The organism is Pseudarthrobacter sp. NPDC092439, from assembly GCF_044754945.1.
Taxonomy (GTDB): Bacteria; Actinomycetota; Actinomycetes; order Actinomycetales; family Micrococcaceae; genus Arthrobacter.
On record NZ_JBIVQB010000008.1, the window covers coordinates 25,153 to 42,122 of the forward strand.

General features: G+C 66.2%; 14 protein-coding genes. All 14 read right to left on the bottom strand.

The window, feature by feature from the left end:
- Window positions 1-112: 112 nt before the first annotated feature.
- Window positions 113-1,120 (bottom strand): cell division protein FtsQ/DivIB, encoded by a 1,008-nt coding sequence (locus ACIQCM_RS14720; protein WP_400608400.1) that lies wholly within the window; start codon window positions 1,118-1,120, stop codon window positions 113-115.
- Window positions 1,110-2,498: a UDP-N-acetylmuramate--L-alanine ligase gene (gene murC / locus ACIQCM_RS14725; RefSeq protein ID WP_400608398.1), complete on the bottom strand. Its 1,389-nt coding sequence runs from the start codon at window positions 2,496-2,498 to the stop codon at window positions 1,110-1,112. The genes ACIQCM_RS14720 and murC overlap by 11 nt, the downstream gene beginning before the upstream one ends.
- Window positions 2,495-3,595 (bottom strand): undecaprenyldiphospho-muramoylpentapeptide beta-N-acetylglucosaminyltransferase, encoded by a 1,101-nt coding sequence (murG, locus tag ACIQCM_RS14730; RefSeq protein ID WP_400608396.1) that lies wholly within the window; start codon window positions 3,593-3,595, stop codon window positions 2,495-2,497. The genes murC and murG overlap by 4 nt, the downstream gene beginning before the upstream one ends.
- A gap of 6 nt (window positions 3,596-3,601) precedes the next feature.
- The gene (gene ftsW / locus ACIQCM_RS14735; RefSeq protein WP_400608394.1) at window positions 3,602-4,888 is read right to left on the bottom strand and encodes a putative lipid II flippase FtsW; all 1,287 of its coding nucleotides are present in this window, start codon (window positions 4,886-4,888) and stop codon (window positions 3,602-3,604) included.
- A gap of 2 nt (window positions 4,889-4,890) precedes the next feature.
- Window positions 4,891-6,411, bottom strand: a complete 1,521-nt coding sequence (gene murD / locus ACIQCM_RS14740; RefSeq protein WP_400608392.1) for a UDP-N-acetylmuramoyl-L-alanine--D-glutamate ligase — start codon at window positions 6,409-6,411, stop codon at window positions 4,891-4,893.
- Complete coding sequence (mraY, locus tag ACIQCM_RS14745) at window positions 6,393-7,502, bottom strand: phospho-N-acetylmuramoyl-pentapeptide-transferase (RefSeq protein ID WP_400608390.1); 1,110 nt, start codon at window positions 7,500-7,502, stop codon at window positions 6,393-6,395. Before mraY ends, murD begins: the two co-directional genes overlap by 19 nt.
- Window positions 7,499-8,965, bottom strand: coding sequence for a UDP-N-acetylmuramoyl-tripeptide--D-alanyl-D-alanine ligase (gene murF, locus ACIQCM_RS14750; RefSeq protein ID WP_400608388.1), 1,467 nt, complete (start codon window positions 8,963-8,965; stop codon window positions 7,499-7,501). Before murF ends, mraY begins: the two co-directional genes overlap by 4 nt.
- 6 nt (window positions 8,966-8,971) lie before the next feature.
- Window positions 8,972-10,606 carry a UDP-N-acetylmuramoyl-L-alanyl-D-glutamate--2,6-diaminopimelate ligase gene (locus tag ACIQCM_RS14755; protein ID WP_400608387.1) on the bottom strand — a complete coding sequence of 545 codons (1,635 nt, stop codon included), beginning with the start codon at window positions 10,604-10,606 and terminating at the stop codon, window positions 8,972-8,974.
- A gap of 79 nt (window positions 10,607-10,685) precedes the next feature.
- Entirely contained in the window at window positions 10,686-12,488 is a 1,803-nt protein-coding gene (locus tag ACIQCM_RS14760; protein WP_400608385.1) for a peptidoglycan D,D-transpeptidase FtsI family protein, read from the bottom strand.
- Between the two features lie 42 nt (window positions 12,489-12,530).
- The gene (locus ACIQCM_RS14765) at window positions 12,531-13,184 is read right to left on the bottom strand and encodes a hypothetical protein (protein WP_400608383.1); all 654 of its coding nucleotides are present in this window, start codon (window positions 13,182-13,184) and stop codon (window positions 12,531-12,533) included.
- On the bottom strand, window positions 13,181-14,170 hold the full coding sequence (gene rsmH, locus ACIQCM_RS14770; protein WP_400608381.1) for a 16S rRNA (cytosine(1402)-N(4))-methyltransferase RsmH: 990 nt from the start codon (window positions 14,168-14,170) through the stop codon (window positions 13,181-13,183). Before rsmH ends, ACIQCM_RS14765 begins: the two co-directional genes overlap by 4 nt.
- Before the next feature lie 163 nt (window positions 14,171-14,333).
- Window positions 14,334-14,762, bottom strand: a complete 429-nt coding sequence (gene mraZ / locus ACIQCM_RS14775; protein WP_009358613.1) for a division/cell wall cluster transcriptional repressor MraZ — start codon at window positions 14,760-14,762, stop codon at window positions 14,334-14,336.
- Window positions 14,763-15,140: 378 nt separating this feature from the next.
- Window positions 15,141-15,512: a DUF3040 domain-containing protein gene (locus ACIQCM_RS14780; protein WP_400608379.1), complete on the bottom strand. Its 372-nt coding sequence runs from the start codon at window positions 15,510-15,512 to the stop codon at window positions 15,141-15,143.
- A gap of 268 nt (window positions 15,513-15,780) precedes the next feature.
- Window positions 15,781-16,968, bottom strand: coding sequence for a DNA polymerase IV (gene dinB / locus ACIQCM_RS14785; protein WP_400608377.1), 1,188 nt, complete (start codon window positions 16,966-16,968; stop codon window positions 15,781-15,783).
- Between the last annotated feature and the right edge of the window lie 2 nt (window positions 16,969-16,970).

A 16,970-nucleotide genomic window follows, 5' to 3' on the forward strand; every position in this document is an offset into this window, starting at 1 on the left:
GAGTTGAAGGTTATAGTTATGTCAAGTAACTCATGTCTGTGACGGTATTTCGTCTGCTACCCACATTCAATAACCGGGTCCGCGTGTCGGATTAATACCGAAAGAATGCCGCTCACCGGGTTACCGGATGGCGCGGAACGCTGACGTCATACACCCGGACCGGGTTCCTGGGGTCCGCCGGCACCTTCAGGAGCGCGGCCAGTACCTTTGCCTTCAGTTCCCTGTCCGAGGCGTTTCCCCAGATAATGGTCTGGCCGTCAACCAGCTTGAGCTGCACTGCGTCCACGGACTGGGCCGAAGCGTTGGAAAGCCTGGCAAGCACGTCGGCAGGCAGGGCGCCAAGGACTGCTGCCGTGGCACGGAAGAGGTCCTTCCCGATGGTTCCGGCACCTCCGTCGATCACGGGCAGCTTGACCGTCGTGGGATCGGCCGTCACAGCCAGGCGCACGCCTTCGACATCCACCAGTTGGTATTGCTTGCCCCGCTTGACCAGTGCCACGGGTACTCGTTCGCGCACTATCACGGCCAGGCCCGAGGGAGGCCGGGCCTGGACGGACACGGACTTCACCTGGACCAGCGGCTCGAGCAGGGTGGCCACCTCCTGGTCCGTGATCTGCGGAAGGGGCTTTCCCCTGAGCGGTTCCAGGGCAGTCTGGACCTGCGCCGGCGTCAGGAGCCGGGTGCCGCTGACCGAGACGCTGTCCATCGCCAGCCAGGGCGAATAGACGGCGGCTACAAGCAGCGCCGCCACCGCTGCCACCACCGTTCCCATGGCCACCAGCACGTTCCGCCGGATCCGCCTGGCCCTGGGCTCAGGGAACGCCACCACGTTCGGAGCATCGGGGGAAGCCGCCGCGGGGCGCTCCTTCCGGCGGAACGCGGGGAAGCCGCGGGGCGCCCTGGGCGCCTTGACCGGGTCTTTGGGCGGCTTGGGGGCCACACCCGGCCCGTTGCCCTTGCGGGGCCCCGGTGCCTTGTCCGGATTCGAGAGCTTGCCCGCCATGCCGGCCGCCGCGGGCGGCGCTGTCTCCGGGACCTCGCGCGAGGCGGAAATGACGTCGTCGCCCTTGCCGCCCTGGCTGCCGGCGGGTGTGTAGGTGGGGCGCCGGTTACCTGCCATGCAGGGCCTCGACAATGCGCGGACCAAAAGCGGTAACGTCACCGGCTCCGGCGGTGAGGATAACGTCGCCGTCCCGGGCAGCGGCCACCATTTCGGCCACGGCATCTTCGCCCGCCACGAGGCGGCCGCCGTGGTGCAGGTGGTCGGCAATCAGCCGGCTTGTGACGCCGGGGATCGGGTCTTCCCGGGCCGGGTAGATGTCCAGTACCAGGGCGGTGTCCGCGAGATTGAGGGCGTCGGCGAAGTCCCGGGCGAATTCGCGGGTCCGGGAGAACAGGTGTGGCTGGAACAGGACATGGACCTTATGCCCGGCAGCCACCGTCCGGGCGGCAGACAGAGCGGCACGGACTTCGGTGGGGTGGTGGGCGTAGTCATCGAAGACCCGCACGCCGCGTGCCGATCCCTTGAACTCGAACCGGCGCGAGGCGCCGGAAAAGCGGGCCAGGGCCTCCGCCGCAGCAGCCGGCTCCACACCGAGTTCCAGCGCCACGGCGAACGCCGCCGCGGCGTTCAGCGCGTTGTGCCGCCCGGGAACCTGGAGGGCCAGGCTGAAGCTCCCCTCCGGTGTGGAGACTGCGACGTCGCCCGGGCCGCCGTCGTGCAGCCTCAGCGCAGCGCCCTCCCCCGTCCCGTAAAGGACCACGCGGGTGTTTCCCCGCCCTCGGGTGCGTTCAGCAAGGGCCAGCGCGCCGGGATCGTCGGCGCACGCGACCAGTACGCCGTCCGCCGGCAGCAAGGCGGTGAACCGGTCGAAGGATTCGTAGACGGCCTCGGCGGTACCGTAGTGGTCCAGGTGGTCCGGCTCCACGTTGGTGACCACGGCGATCCGCGGCCGGTAATTGAGGAACGAGCCGTCCGATTCGTCAGCCTCGGCCACGAATACCGGGGACTTGCCGTGCGCGGCATTGACGCCCAGCGCCGGCACGTTGGCGCCAATCGCGAAGGACGGGTCCAGCCCGGCACCTTTGAGGAGGACGGCCACCATGGCCGTGGTGGTGGACTTGCCGTGCGTGCCGGCAACCGTGACCACTGTGTCGTCCCCCATCGTCGCGGCCAGCGCCTCGGAGCGGTGCAGGACCGGCAGTCCTGCAGCCCGCGCGGCAGCGAGTTCGGGGTTGTCCGGGCGGATGGCCGAACCGGCCACCACGGTCTGGGCGTCCCCGAGGTTGACAGCGGCGTAACCGACGGCGATCCGCGCGCCGGCCGCTGCCAGGTCCGCCATCACGGGAAGGTCCTTGGCGTCCGAACCGCTGACGGGGACACCGCGCGCCACCATGATCCGCGCCACGGCGGACATACCCACGCCGCCGATGCCGATGAAATGGACGTTCCCCAGCCCGCTGAGGCCCGCGGGGGCGGGATTGTTGTGGTGGTTCATGCGCCTACCGCTTCCAAGACAAGACCAGCCATCTGCTGGTCGGCGTTCCGGACGCCAAGCCGGTATGAGTTTGCCGCCATGGCGGCCAGGCGTGCTTCGTCGGTGAGGAGCGGAATCAACTGCTCCGCCACCCACGCGGGGCTGAAGTCGCGGTCCGCCACCAGGAGGGCACCGCCTGCCTCCACGAGGCCGGCGGCGTTCAGCGCCTGTTCGCCGTTGCCGATGGGCAGGGGCACCAGGACGGCGGGGACGCCGACGGCGGCAGCCTCGGAGACGGTGGCCGCACCGGCGCGCGCCAGCAGTACGTCCGCAGCGGCATACACGGTTTCCATCCCGTCCACGTACTCCACCTGGCGGTAGCCTTCGGCGGCAAGCGGCTGACCTGATGCGTCGGTGACGGTCTTGCCGCGGCCGGTGATGTGCAGGGTCTGGATGCCCGCGTCCGCGAGCAGCTGCACAGAGGCCGCGATGGTCCGGTTGATGCTCAGCGCACCGGAGGATCCGCCGGTCACGATCAGGGTGGGCCGCTCTCCATCCAACCCCAGGGAACGCCGTGCCCCGGCTCGCGCCGCTGCCCGGTCCAGTTGTGAAATCCCGGTGCGCATGGGCATGCCCACATGCCGGGCGTGCCGCAGCCGCGTGCCCGCGAATGCCACGGCCACGCGGCGTGTGAACAGGGCGCCTACCCGGTTGGCCAGGCCCGGCCGGGCGTTGGCTTCATGGATCACGATGGGGATCCGGCGGCTGCGGGCGGCGAGGTACATGGGCGTGCAGACGTATCCGCCGACGCCCACCAGGACGTCCGCGGCGGCGCCGTCCAGGATCGCCCCGGCCTGCTTGACCGCTCCGGCCAGGCGGCCCGGCAGGCGGAGCAGGTCCAGGGAGGGTCTGCGCGGAAACGGCACCCTGTCGATCGTGGCAAGCTCAACGCCGGCAGCAGGAACCAGCCGGGATTCCATCCCGGAGGACGTGCCGACGGCGAGGATTGACGATTCCGGGGCAGCCTCACGGACCGCGGCGGCGATGGCAAGCAGCGGGCTGATATGCCCTGCGGTGCCGCCTCCGGCAAGGACGATGGAAGGATTCTTGGAGGTCATCTGGGGTCAGGCACGCTTTCTGGCAGTCTTCGTCTTGCGGCCGGCGGCCCAAGCGGGCGCGGCCTTGAATTTGAGGATCCGCTGCGGCCGGATGGCCGGTGCCATCTGTTCCCTGGCCAGCGACAGGACCACGCCGATGGCGCACAGTGACATCAGCAATGCGGAACCGCCATAGGAAATGAACGGCAGCGGCACGCCGATGACGGGCATCAGGCCGGTGACCACGGACATGTTAACTGTTGCCTGTCCCAGCAGCCATACCATGATGGTCCCGGCCAGAACGCGGTGGAACATGTCTTCCTGCGCCACCACCACGCGGTAAATTGCAGCACCCAGGATGGCGAACAGAACAAGTACGACGACGGTGCCCACCAGGCCGAGTTCCTCGCCGATGATGGCGAAGATGAAGTCGTTGTGGGCTTCCGGGATCCAGTTGTACTTGAGCCTGCTTTGCCCCAGGCCCACGCCGAACCAGCCGCCCGACGCCAGCCCGTACAGTCCGTTGGTGGCCTGGTAGTTCACGTCAGTGCCGTCGGCGCAGTTTTCGCCGCTCCACCATGAGGTGATACGGCACATCCGGTTGGGGCTGGCCATGGCCATGGCCGCGGTTCCTGCCGCGGCAACCAGCCCGGCAAGGCCAAAGAAATAGAGCGGGACGCCGGCAAAGAAAAGCGCAGCAGCAGCGAGCATCATTATGATCATGGCCGTGCCCAGGTCATTGCCCCAGAGCACCAGCCCGATGATGAGGCCCGCCATCGGAACAACCGGCACGGCGATGTGCAGCCACTGCCTCAGCAGCCTGCCCTTCCTGGCAAGGACGGTCGCCATCCACAGGGCCAGGGCCAGCTTGGACGCCTCGGACGGCTGGAAGGTGAACCCGCCAACGTTGATCCAGTTCCGGTTGCCGTTAATTTCGTCGCCCACCAGCTGGACCAGGACCAGGAGCACCAGGGCAACCCCGATCCCCAGCCAGGCAAGCCGTTTGAGCCAAACCACGTTCACCCTGGAGAGGACGAACATGAGGAAGATCCCCAGCGTGGCGAAGATGCCCTGCTTCATGGCGTCACCGTAGGGCGATTTGCCCGCGGCAATGGATTCCACGCTGGAGGCCGAAAGGACCATCATGATCCCGATGGCGGTCAGCGCCAGGGTGGAGCCGAGGATGAGGTAGTAGGTGGAGCCGTTCCTTGATGTGCCGGTGCCCTCGAGGGCGGACCAGAACTTCTGGTAGGCCGACCGGACCCGGGCGCCGCCCTTGCTGACCGGCGGGCGTCGCGTTGCCGTGTTGGCCATATCTACTCCTCGCCGGTCTCGTCCTGCCCTTCCACCAGCCCGCGGACGGCCTCGATGAAAGCGTCGCCACGATGCGCGTAGGACGTGAACTGATCCATGGATGCGGCTGCGGGGGCCATGAGCACGGTGTCACCCGAGCCGGCCACGCCGGCTGCCGCCGCCACCGCCTGCGCCATGACATCTCCAGTCTGGTCCTCTTCCGGCCTGATGACCGGGACGTGCGGAGCGTGTCGCGCCAGGGCGGCGGCAAGTTCCGAAGCGTCCTTGCCGATCAGTACCACCGCCTTGAGCCGGTGCGCATGGCCGCTGACGAGGTCATCGTAGGAAACGCCCTTGGAGAGGCCACCTGCTATCCAGACCACGTTGGTGAAGGCTGCCAGCGAAGCCGCCGCAGCGTGCGGGTTCGTGGCCTTGGAATCGTTGATCCACAGCACTCCCTTCCAGCGGGCCACCGGCTGGATCCGGTGGTCGCCCGGCAGGTAGTCCTTGATGCCCTGCTTCACCGCGGCGGGCTCAACGCCGTAGGCTCTGGCCAGGCCGGCCGCTGCGAGGGCGTTGGCCACCATGTGCCGCGGAGCGATGGGGCCCAGATCTGCCATAGCGGCCAGTTCGGCCGCGCTGTCCCGGCGTTCTTCGATGAAGGCCCGGTCCACCAGGAGCCCTTCAACCACGCCGAGCATGCTGATGGCGGGGGTGAGCGTAGTGAAACCAACGGCCCGGCAGCCTTCCACTACGTCGGCATTTTCCACCATGCGTTCGGTTTCGACTTGTTCGGCGTTGTAGATGCATGCTTTTTGCGTGCGTTCGTAGATCTTGGCCTTGTCCGCGACGTAGGAGTCGTACGAGCCGTGCCAGTCGACGTGGTCCTCGGCGACGTTGAGGCAGACGCTCGCCACGGGCGAGAGGGATGAAGACCAGTGCAGCTGGAAGCTGGACAGCTCCACGGCCAGGACGTCGTACTCCACGGGATCGCGAAGGGCGTCGAGGATGGGCGTGCCCACGTTTCCTACCGCAATGGCTTTCAGGCCGGCGGCTCGAAGGATCGATTCGGTCAGGCCGACTGTGGTGGTTTTGCCGTTGGTGCCGGTGATCGCCAGCCAGTCCGCAGTCTTCCGCCCGGCCCGTTCGCGGACGCGCCAGGCCAGTTCCACGTCACCCCACACCGGAATGTGTGCGCGCGCGGCGGCAGCCAGGAGGGCCTGGTCAGGACGCCAGCCGGGAGAGGTCACGATGAGTTCGGGAAGTTCGCCGTCGATCCGCGGAACGGAGGTCACCGCCTGCGGGCCCAGCAGGACGTCGGCGGCTCCGACGATCCGCAGGGTGTCGGCGTGGGCACGTGCGGTGGCGGTTTCGGCGGCGTCTACGACCACCACCCTGGCGCCGAGTTCAATGAGGGTGTCTGCGGCGGCAAAACCTGACACCCCGATGCCGGTCACCACGACGCGGAGTCCTGACCAGTCGGAGTCCCAGCTGACGAGGTTTTCGAGGCGGGCAGATGTAACGGTCACAGCAGCACAACCCATTCTGCGTAGAAAATTCCCAGGCCCACGGCCACGAAGAGCCCGCACAGGATCCAGAACCGGACGACTACCGTCACTTCTGCCCAGCCCTTGAGCTCGAAGTGGTGCTGCAGGGGCGCCATCTTGAAGACGCGCTTGCCGCCGGACAGTTTGAAGTAGCCCACCTGGATAATCACGGAAAGCGTGATCAGCACGAACAGGCCGCCGATGATGCCCAGCAGGAGTTCCGTGCGGGAAAGGATGGCGAAACCGGCAATGGCACCGCCGATGGCAAGGGAACCGGTGTCACCCATGAAGATCTTGGCCGGTGAGGTGTTCCACCACAGGAAGCCCACCAGCGCAGCACTCAGGATGGCTGCGAGCAGCGCCAGGTCCAGCGGGTCGCGGACTGAGTAGCAGCCGCTGCCGGCCTCCCGTGGGGACCCGCAGGCCTGGTTGCTCTGCCAGATACCCATGAGCGTGTAGGCGCCGAACACCATGACCGACGCGCCGGCTGCAAGGCCGTCCAGTCCATCGGTGAGGTTGACGCCGTTGGTGGCGGCGGTGACGATCAGGTTGGACCAAAGGACGAACAGGATGGCGCCGAGGACGGTGCCGCCGAAGGCCAGGTCGAGCCACGGCAGGTCGCGAACCAGGGAGATCCTGGTCGAGGCCGGCGTGATGCCCCGGTGGTCCGGAAAGTTCAGGGCAAGGACGGCGAAGGCGATGCCAACGGCAGCCTGCAGGATCAGCTTGGCCTTGGCGTTGAGCCCCAGGCTTCGCTGCCGGGAAATCTTGATGAAGTCATCGAGGAAGCCCACCAGGCCCATGCCCACCATCAGGAAGAGCAGGATCAGGGCGGACGCGGAGGGCCCGGGCGAATTAGGGTTCACCATCATCATGATGAGGTGGGTCAGCCCGTAGCTCAGCAGGACCGCGCCCACCACCACCGTGCCGCCCATGGTGGGTGTGCCGCGTTTGGTGTGGTGTGAGGTGGGTCCGTCGTCCCGGATGAACTGGCCGTAGCCCCGGCGGACCAGGAGCCGGATGAAGAGGGGGGTTCCGACCAGGGCGAACAGCAGTGCCAACCCGGCGCCGATCAAAAGTGCAATCACAGCAGAGTGCTCCTTTCTTCGGCGCTTTGCGGGGTTTGTGGTGGTAATGCTATCCGATCGCCCAGGTGCCTCAGCCCCACGCTGTTGGAGGACTTGAACAGGACAAGGTCGCCGGGCAGGAGTTCGGCGTTGAGGAGTTCAAACGCCTCATCGGCGGTTTCCACAAAGACGCATTCGTCGCCCCAGGAACCTTCCTGGACGGCGGAGACGTAGAGCGAACGGGCTTCCCGCCCCACCACCACCAGCCTGGAGATGTTGAGGCGGACAACCTGGGTGCCAACGGCCGTGTGTTCCCGGATCGAATCTTCCCCGAGTTCCAGCATGGCGCCGAGGACTGCCCAGGTGCGGCGGCCGCGGCCCAGGTCCGCCAGCGTGCGGAGGGCCGCCCGCATGGACTCAGGGTTCGCGTTGTAGGCGTCGTTGATGACGGTGACGCCGTCCGGGCGCTCGGTCAGTTCCATCCGCCAGCGGCTGGCGGCAGCCTGGCTGGAGAGCGAAACAGCGATCGCGTCCCCGGGGATTCCCACAGACCAGGCGGCGGCGGCCGCGGCGAGCAGGTTGCCGGTGTGGTGGCCACCGATAAGTCGGCTGCTGACATGGCGGGCCGGGCCGCCATCCGGCAGCAGCAGGTCGAATTCGGGGCCGCCCCCGGCGTTAGTGTCCAGGTTCAGCGCCTGGACAGCGGCGTCGCCGCGTCCTTCGGCGGAGAACCCGACCACGGAAGCAACGGTTCGGTCCCTCATGGCGGCGACCCGGGCGTCGTCAAGGTTGATGATGGCGGTACCGGTTTCCGCGAGGGCTTCAACCATCTCGCCCTTGGCCACGGCAATATTCTCCACGCCGCCGAATTCTCCGGCGTGGGCGGTCCCCACGGCGAGGACAATGCCGACGTCCGGTTCCACCATCCGCGCCAGGTACTCGATGTGCCCGATGCCGGTGGCCCCCATCTCTATCACGAGGTAGCGCGTCTCCGTATCGGCCCGGAAAACGGTGAGTGGCACGCCGATCTCGCCGTTATAGGAACCCTGCGGGGCAACGGTTGGTCCCTGCGCACCAAGGATCCCGGCCAGAAGGTCCTTGGTGGTTGTCTTCCCGGCAGAGCCGGTGATGCCGATGACGGTCAGTTCCAGTCCCGCCGCAGCGCGGACGGCCCGGATCCTGCGCACTGCCTCGGCAGCCAGAGCTCCCATGGCCAGCACGGCATCGGGAACGACGACGGCGGGGTACCGGGTGCCGTCGGGACGGCTGACGGGGCGCTCCACAAGGGCCAGGACGGCCCCTGCCTCGAACGCGGAAGGGAGGAAGTTGTGCCCGTCGGCGTTTTCTCCCGGTTTGGCGACGTAGAGCGAGCCGGGCGCGGCTTCACGTGAGTCCGTGACCACCGAAAGGGGCGTCACTCCAGGATCGGCGTCCAGGCGCCCGCTAGTGATGTCGGCGATCTCCGCCGCAGTAAATGCAATCATGTCGGTCTAGGACTCTATCCGCTCGTCCGGGAGAACGTTGAATCCCCGGGCTGTCAAGGCGCTGCGCAGTTCCACCCTGTCGTCGAGGGCGATGTTCACGCCCTTGACCTCCTGCCACACCTCATGCCCGCGGCCGGCCACGAGGATGGTGTCCTGCGGCCGGGCAAGGTCCACGGCCCTGCGGATCGCCTCGTCGCGCGGGAAGACTTCGAGCACGTCGGCGGTAAGGGACTCCGCTTCCAGCGCCTCCCTGGCGCCGGCCAGGACATCGGCGCGGATTTCGCCGGCGTCCTCGTCATGTGGGTCGTCGTCCGTGACGATCACGGTGTCTGCCAGGCGGACGGCGGTGGCCCCCATTGCCGGCCGCTTGCCCTGGTCCCGCTGTCCGGTGGCACCGAAAACCAGGATGGTGCGCGCCCCTGCCCCGGCCGGCCGCACGGCTTCCAGGGCGCGGGCCAGCGCGTCGGTGTTGTGGGCAAAATCAACAACTGCCGCGGGCTCCCGGCAGATGAGTTCCATTCGCCCCGGTACCGCCACCGTGAAGGGGTCGGCGCGGTCCAGGGCTTCCTGCAGGTCGGCGGGTCCGATCCCGGAGGCCAGGACCATCACGGTGGCAAGGGCCGCGTTGGCCACATTAAAGGTTCCCGGCAGACCCGTGCGGACGGACAGAGTGGCCGCTCCGGGCCCGGTCAGCGTGAACCGGGTTCCCAAGCCGTCCGGGGCGGTATCCGTCACGGTCCAGTCAGCAGCAGGGCCGGGCGCCGTTGCCAGCGTGGTCACCGGCACCGTTGCCGAGCCGGCAAGCCGCCGGCCCCATTCGTCGTCGACCGTTACCACTGCCCGGCGGGCGCGCGCGGGCGTAAAGAGCTGCGCCTTCGTTGCGAAGTACTCTTCCATGGTGCCGTGGAGGTCCAGGTGGTCCTGGGTCAGGTTGGTGAAACCGGCCACGTCGAAGAGCACGCCGTCCACCCGCTGGAACTCGATTGCGTGGGACGAGACCTCCATCGCGGCGGCACCCAGGCCGCGCTCCCCCATGAGCGCCAGGAGCCCGTGGACGTCCGGCGACTCCGGCGTGGTGAGCAGGCTGGGGACGGGCTCGGCCCCGGCAAGGATTTCGATGGTGCCGATCAGCCCGGTGCGGTTCCCGAGCGCACGAAGGAGGGAGGTCAGGAAGTAGGTCGTGGTGGTCTTGCCGTTGGTCCCGGTCACTCCGAACAGCCGCGGCGCGCCGCCCTGCGCCGGCTGGCTGCGGTAGATCATGGCCGCCAGTGGTCCCACCGCGTTGCGCGGGTTCGCGGTGATCAGTACCGGAACGGGGATATCCGAGGACAGCGCCAGCATGCGGGCCCCGGCCTCGTCGGTCAGCACGGCAACCGCGCCGGCCTCGACGGCATCAGCGACGAAGTCCGCTCCGTGGCGGGAGGCTCCCGGAAGCGCCGCGTAGAGATCGCCCGGCTCCACATTCCGGGAGTTCAGCGTGATGCCGCTGACCAGCACATCCGCTGACGCGCCGGGAACGGGGACCCCCACGGATTCCGCAATGCTCTCCAGCCGAAGCGGTTCAACCGCCGACGGGCGGAACCGGACCATGCCGGCCGTATCCGAGGAAGCAGTGCTGTCGGGCAAATCGAACTCAGACAAGGGGTCTCCGATAGTGCTAGTGAACCGTGCCGGGCGCACCGGGCAGCGCCAGCTGGCGCGGCCTGCTGCGGCCAACGTATTACTTCGCGAACTGGGGCAGCCTTGCCGGCTGGCCGGTGGAGGGCTGGACGTTGTAGGTACGCAACGCCTGGCTCATCACCGACCGGAAGACCGGCCCCTGCGTAATTCCGTAGATGCTGCCCTTGGGCCGCTGGAGTACAACCTCCACAATAAACCGCGGATCGTCCATCGGTGCCATGCCCACCATGGATGCGGTGTATCCGCAGAAGCCTGCGGTGCCGTTGTCGCAGGGCGATTCCGAAGTGCCCGTCTTGGCACCCACCCGGTAGCCGTCAATGGCGGCATCCTTGATCTGGCCCTCGGTCACGGCGCTCTCCAGCATGTCCTGGACCTGCTGGGCGGTTTTCTCGGAGACGATCCGGCGTGCTTCGGCCGCGGGAGCCTTTTCCTCCGTGCCGTCCGGTGCGATGTAGCTGTCAATCAGCCGTGGCTGGAGCATGACGCCGTTGTTGGCGATGGACTGGAAGGCGCGCACTGTCTGGAGCGTGGACTGGGAAACGCCCTGTCCAAAGAGCACGGTGTATTCCTGCCGCCCGTCCCATTGCCGGTACGGAGTGAGGATCCCGCCGGCCGTGGCGGGGAGGCCGATATCGGGTGCGTCGCCGATGCCGAACTTCTTCAGCCAGTCATACCGCTGCTTCTTGTTCAGCCGCTGGCCGGCCATCACCGTGCCGGTGTTCATCGAATAACCCAGGATCCCGGCAAGCGTCCGCTTCTCCGTGCCGTGGGTGAACGAATCGTTGAACGTCTGCCCGTTGACCGTGTAGGAGGGCGGGAGGGTGAACTCGGACAACGGTGAGGCCTTGCCCTCTTCGATGAGCGCGGCAGCCGTCAGGACCTTTTCCACGGACCCCGGTTCGTAAGCCGCTGTCACGGCCCGGACTCCGCGGTCCTGTGGAGCCACGAGCCCGGGGTTGTTCGGATCCGGAGCGTTGGTGTCGGCCATGGCCACGAGGTTTCCGGTCTTGACGTCCAGGACGATGATCACGCCCCACTCGGCGCCCAGCTTGTCCGACTGGCTCTGGATGGCCTGTTGGGCGAAGTACTGCAGGTCGGAGTTGATAGTGAGCTTCACATCCTTGCCGTCCTCCGGCGGCGTCAGTTCATCCACGCCCACTGGAATGCGGAGGCCGTCCGCGCCGATTTCGAAGCGCCGCTCGCCGTCCTTGCCCCGCAGGATTCCGTCCTGTGTTTGCTCGATCCCTGCCTGGCCGGTGTTGCCGTCTTCCAGGAAACCGATAATCCCTCCGGCGATGGAGCCGTTGGGATACACGCGCTTACTCACGCCCTGCGTGACGATGCCGGGTATCTGCAGCCTGGAGATCCGGTCTTCGACATCAGGCTTCACGTTCTTCGCCACAATGTAATAGGGCTGCTCACCGGTGAGTGCCTCGCGGATGGTTTCCCGGTCCATCCCCAGCACGCTCGCCAGTTCGGAATGTCCCTGGTCGCGGCTCACGTCCACCAGCCGGTCCTGCCCGTCCACGGTCTCAAGCCGTTTGAAGGTATCAGTCTTGGTGTTCACGCGCTGGTCCACAACCACGTTGTAGCGGATCACGCTGTTGGCCAGGACCGTTCCGCGGCTGTCAAGGACACTGCCCCGTTCGGCGGGCAGCGCCGTGTGCATCATGCGCTTATTGAGCGCTGCCTCGGCCATGCCGCCGACGTCCAGACCCTGGACCAGGAAGAGCTTGCCGCCCACCACCAGCAGCAGCGTCAGCATGATGCCGAGGCCAAGACGGAGGCGTTTGGTGGCGTCAGGTTCTTTCGCGTTCCGCGGCTTGCCGGTCTTCTGCGCCACCGTGATCTTCCTTGCTGCTCGGCTGTCCTGCGTGAATCCGTACTACTGCTCCGGGGTCTTCTGTTCCGGGACCGGAACGGACCCGCCGTAGAGTTCCACCGCAGGTTTCTTCGGTGCGGCCACAGACTTCTTCTTGGCCGGTGCTGCGGCGGCTGCCTGCGCGGGCTTGCGGCCCGACAGCGGTTCGCCCTTGGTCGCAGGGGGCACCACGATCAGCTGGCCGGGAACGGCCGGCGCAGGAATGACTGCCCCTGCTGCGCCGCCCTCGACAGCCGGGACCGCCTTTCCTGTTACAGAGAGGTTGGACAGGTCGATCTGTCCCTTCACGGTGGATGCAACCATGCCCAGTTCCGTGGCCTTGGCGGCGAGGTTCTGCGGTGCTTCGAAATTCTGGACCTGCTGGGTCAGGTCCTGGTTCTGCTTGGTCAGGGTGCTCTGCCGCGCCTTGAGGGTGACCAGTTCGTACTGGGCGGTGGAAACTGAAATATTCAGGACCAGCACTGTCACCAGGGCAACTGCCAGCATGGCGAAGCACAGGACCACGAAGGGAGCGCGCCGCTTCCTTGGGGCCGTGCGGACCACGGACAGCGGGGTGCGCGCCTTCCTCGCCGGGCCCGCCGCGCCGGCGGGAAGGTGGGCGTCAGTTGCCGAGGTGCCCGGGACGACCGGAAACGTCTTGGCGGCTGCTGTGCTCATTCGGCTCTCCTGGCTCTGATTCGTTCCACAGCGCGCAGCCTGGCTGACGCAGCGCGGGGGTTTTCGGCGATTTCGTCGGCGGTTGGCACCTCGGTGCCTTTGGTGAGGGTTTTCAGTTCCGGCTTATGTTCTTCAAGCTCCACGGGGAAACCCAGTGGGGCCGATGACTTGGAGCGGGCCTGGAATACGCCTTTGACGATCTTGTCTTCCAGCGAGTGGTAGGACATGACAACGATCCGTCCGCCCAGGCCAATGGCGTCCACTGCCGCCGGAACTGCCCGTTCGAGGACATCCAGTTCCTCGTTGACCTCGATGCGGAGGGCCTGGAATGTCCGTTTAGCGGGATGGCCGCCGGACTTCGCAGCGCCGGCAGGCACCACAGCCCGGATCTGTTCCACCAGTTCGCCTGTGGTGGTGAACGGCCTGGCCGCCCGGGCCGTGACGATCCGGCTGGCGATGCGGCCAGCGAACTTCTCCTCGCCCCATTTCCGGATGATCCGGACAAGCTCTTCCTCGCCGTAGCTGTTAACCACGTCTGCCGCGGTCTGGCCACGGCTGGTGTCCATCCGCATATCCAGCGGAGCATCAAACGAGTAGGCGAAGCCCCGTTCCCTTTCATCGAGCTGGAGGGATGAAACTCCAAGATCCATCAGGATGCCGTGAACCTCGGAGACGCCAAGGTCTTCGAGGACATCGGGGATCTCGTCATAGACGGCATGGACCAAATCGGTGCGGGCCGCGAACGGAGCGAGCCGTTCCCCGGCCAGCGCCAAAGCTTCCTCGTCCCGGTCGATGCCGATGAGGTGCAGGTCCGGGAACCGCTGCAGCATGGCTTCCGAATGGCCGCCCATGCCGAGGGTGGCGTCGATCGCGATGGGAGTTTCGCCCCTGAGCCGCGCAGCCTCGAATCCGGGTGCCAACAAATTGATGCACCGGTCGCGAAGGACCGGCACATGGCGTTCGGACGTAGGCCTGCTCTCATCCATGCCGTGGTCCCTTCCGCCGTTGCTGGTGCCTGTCCTTTTCTTGGACCAGATCCCCATCCGCGCCTACCGGGCCCGCCTGGCTCCGGGGAAGTGAGCCAGGTTGGCCGGCCGGTGGGCCGGCTGGAGATCTCATCCAAGAATCTGCTGCTGTCCCGTCCGTCATTCAGAGAATGCCGGGAATGGGATCGTCCGTTTCGGAGAAGGCTGTTTCCTTCTCCGCCAGGTACTCATTCCAAGCCTGGGCATCCCAGATCTCCGCTCGGGAACCTGCGCCAATGACCGCCAGTTCCCTGCCGAGACCTGCATATTCCCGGAGCGCCGGTGGTATGGTCACGCGCCCCTGCTTGTCAGGTACCTCGTCCGAGGCTCCAGAAAGAAAGACGCGGATGTAGTCACGTGCCTGCTTGGAGGAGATCGGTGCCTCCCGCATTTGCTCGTGGACCCGCGCAAATTCCTTCTCGCTGAAGACGTAGATGCAACGCTCCTGGCCCCGCGTGAGAACCAGCCCGCTGGCAAGTTCCTCGCGGAACTTCGCGGGGAGAATGATCCGCCCCTTTTCATCCAGACGCGGCGAATGGGTTCCCAGGAACACTGGCCCACCGCCTGTCTGCTGTCAGGAACTGCACATCCCCTGTGTTGCAACCACCCTCTTATGTCCTCCACATTACTCCACTTTCCACCACAGTCAACGCAAACGCGCGCCTCTGCCAGCCTTTTCCACCAAATCCCGCCGCGGAATGACGCGGTTTTCGGGCCGGTGGTGCAAAGTGGAGGGATTGTGCGCCGCCGGCAGGGGCTTGACGCGAGCAGCGTGGAATAGCGCGCCCCGGACCACGGGTGCTGCGGGGCGATATGCGGGGCCGGCAAACGCTGCAATTGGGCGCAAAAAAAAAGACCCGCCGAAGCGGGTCTTTCACTGTTGTCCCGCTCCCGGCAATTGATCCGGGGAGCGGAATGGAGGAGAGCGGGCTTAGGGTTCCCCGCGGCGGCGTTCGTCCCACCGCTCTTCAAGATTGCTCATAAAGGACCCGCGCTTACCCGGCTTTCCTTTTAGGGTTTTTCCGGATTTCGCAGCGGGCGCGCTGCTGCGCATTGTTGCGAAGTACACGCCGCCGCCCATGACGATAAAGCCCAGAACGCCAACAAATATGTTTTGGAAAGTAACGCCAACCAAGAGCAGGAACACGCCGGCCAAGGCGCACAACACGCCAATCACCACATGCCTGGTGGACCACGAGCGCCCCGGGTCGGAACCCATCGAATTCGCAAACTTCGGGTCGTCCTCGTGAAGCTGCTTTTCAAGCTGCTCCAGCAGCTTCTGTTCGTGCTCCGACAGCGGCATCACGACCTCCTTTGGTAGGCCAACGTCCGGGCTGGTCCCAGCCACGACTTCTGCACCATTAACGGCTGTGATGCCTAAGAGGTTCCCGTATTTGCCGGTGCAGGCAAAAACGGAAACCCGGCATGCAGCCGCGGGAGCGGGAGCATGTCCAAGAGGGTCCGGCAGTATGTCCATTCGCTCATAAACTATGTACCTCTAAGGATAGTTTGTCGCGGGCCGTTCTGAAAGACGCCAATGGGTTTCGCAAGGGTTGCCCGGGACCGGCATTTCAGCCATGCCGGGAGGCTCCGTCCGTGCCTCGGCCCGGCTCCATCAGCCGGGCCGGAAGCACCGATTTGCTTCCAAATTTCCGCGTGACCTGGTCCAGTGCCTGCTCGGCCGCGCGCCAGTTCTCATCGCGCCGGTCGAAACTCAGCTGCAGCGACGTGGTGGCGGACTCCTCCAGCTGTTCGGCGCGCACGCCGACCAGCCGTACGGTCTGGCTCCGTTCTCCCACCGAGCCCAGGAGTTGCACGGCCACCGAGTAGATCAGCTGCGCGCTGTCCACGGGAGTCTGGACGGTCCTGCTGCGGCTAATGGTGGAAAAGTCCGCGTACCGCAACTTCAAGGCAATAGTCCGGGCCACAAGCCCTGCTGCCCGGAGGCGGCCGGCCGTGCGGTGAGACAGCCTCAGCAGTTCACGGTGGAGCAGGGCGTCATCGGCGGTATCCACCACAAAGGTTTCTTCCGCGCCGATGCTCTTCTCCGCCCGGACGGGCGTAACCGCACGGGGATCGATGCCCCAGGACAGCTTGTGGACATGCTCGCCGGCGGCACCGAGGATCCTCTTCAGGGTGGGCAGGGGCGTCGCTGCGACATCAGCCACGGTCCGGATCCCCATCCTGGCAAGCACTTCGGCAGTCTTGGCCCCCACGCCCCATAGCGCCCCAACGGGAAGGCTGTGCAGGTAGGGCACAGTTTCATCAGGCGTGATCATCAGCAGGCCGTCCGGCTTGCAGCGCGTGGAAGCAATTTTGGCCACGAACTTGGTCTCGGCGATCCCCACCGAGGCAGTGATTCCCAGCTCCGTGGCGACACGCCCCCGGATCAGCTCCCCGATACCCCGTGGCGGCCCCAGCCGGCGAAGGGCTCCGCTGACATCAAGGAAGGCCTCGTCCACGCTGAGCGGTTCAACCAGTTCCGTCACAGATTCGAAGATTTTCATCAGCTGGCCGGATACCTCGTAATAGAGGGAATGACGGGGTTCAATGACCACCGCCTGGGGACACAGCCTGTAGGCCACTGCCATGGGCATCGCCGACTTTACCCCGAAGGCCCGGGCCTCGTAGGAAGCCGAGAGTACCACCGACCGCTCCCCCGGAAACCCGACGATAACCGGCACGCCCAGGAGCTCGGGACGGCTCCGGAGCTCTACAGAGACGAAAAAGGCGTCCATATCCACATGCATGATGCACATGG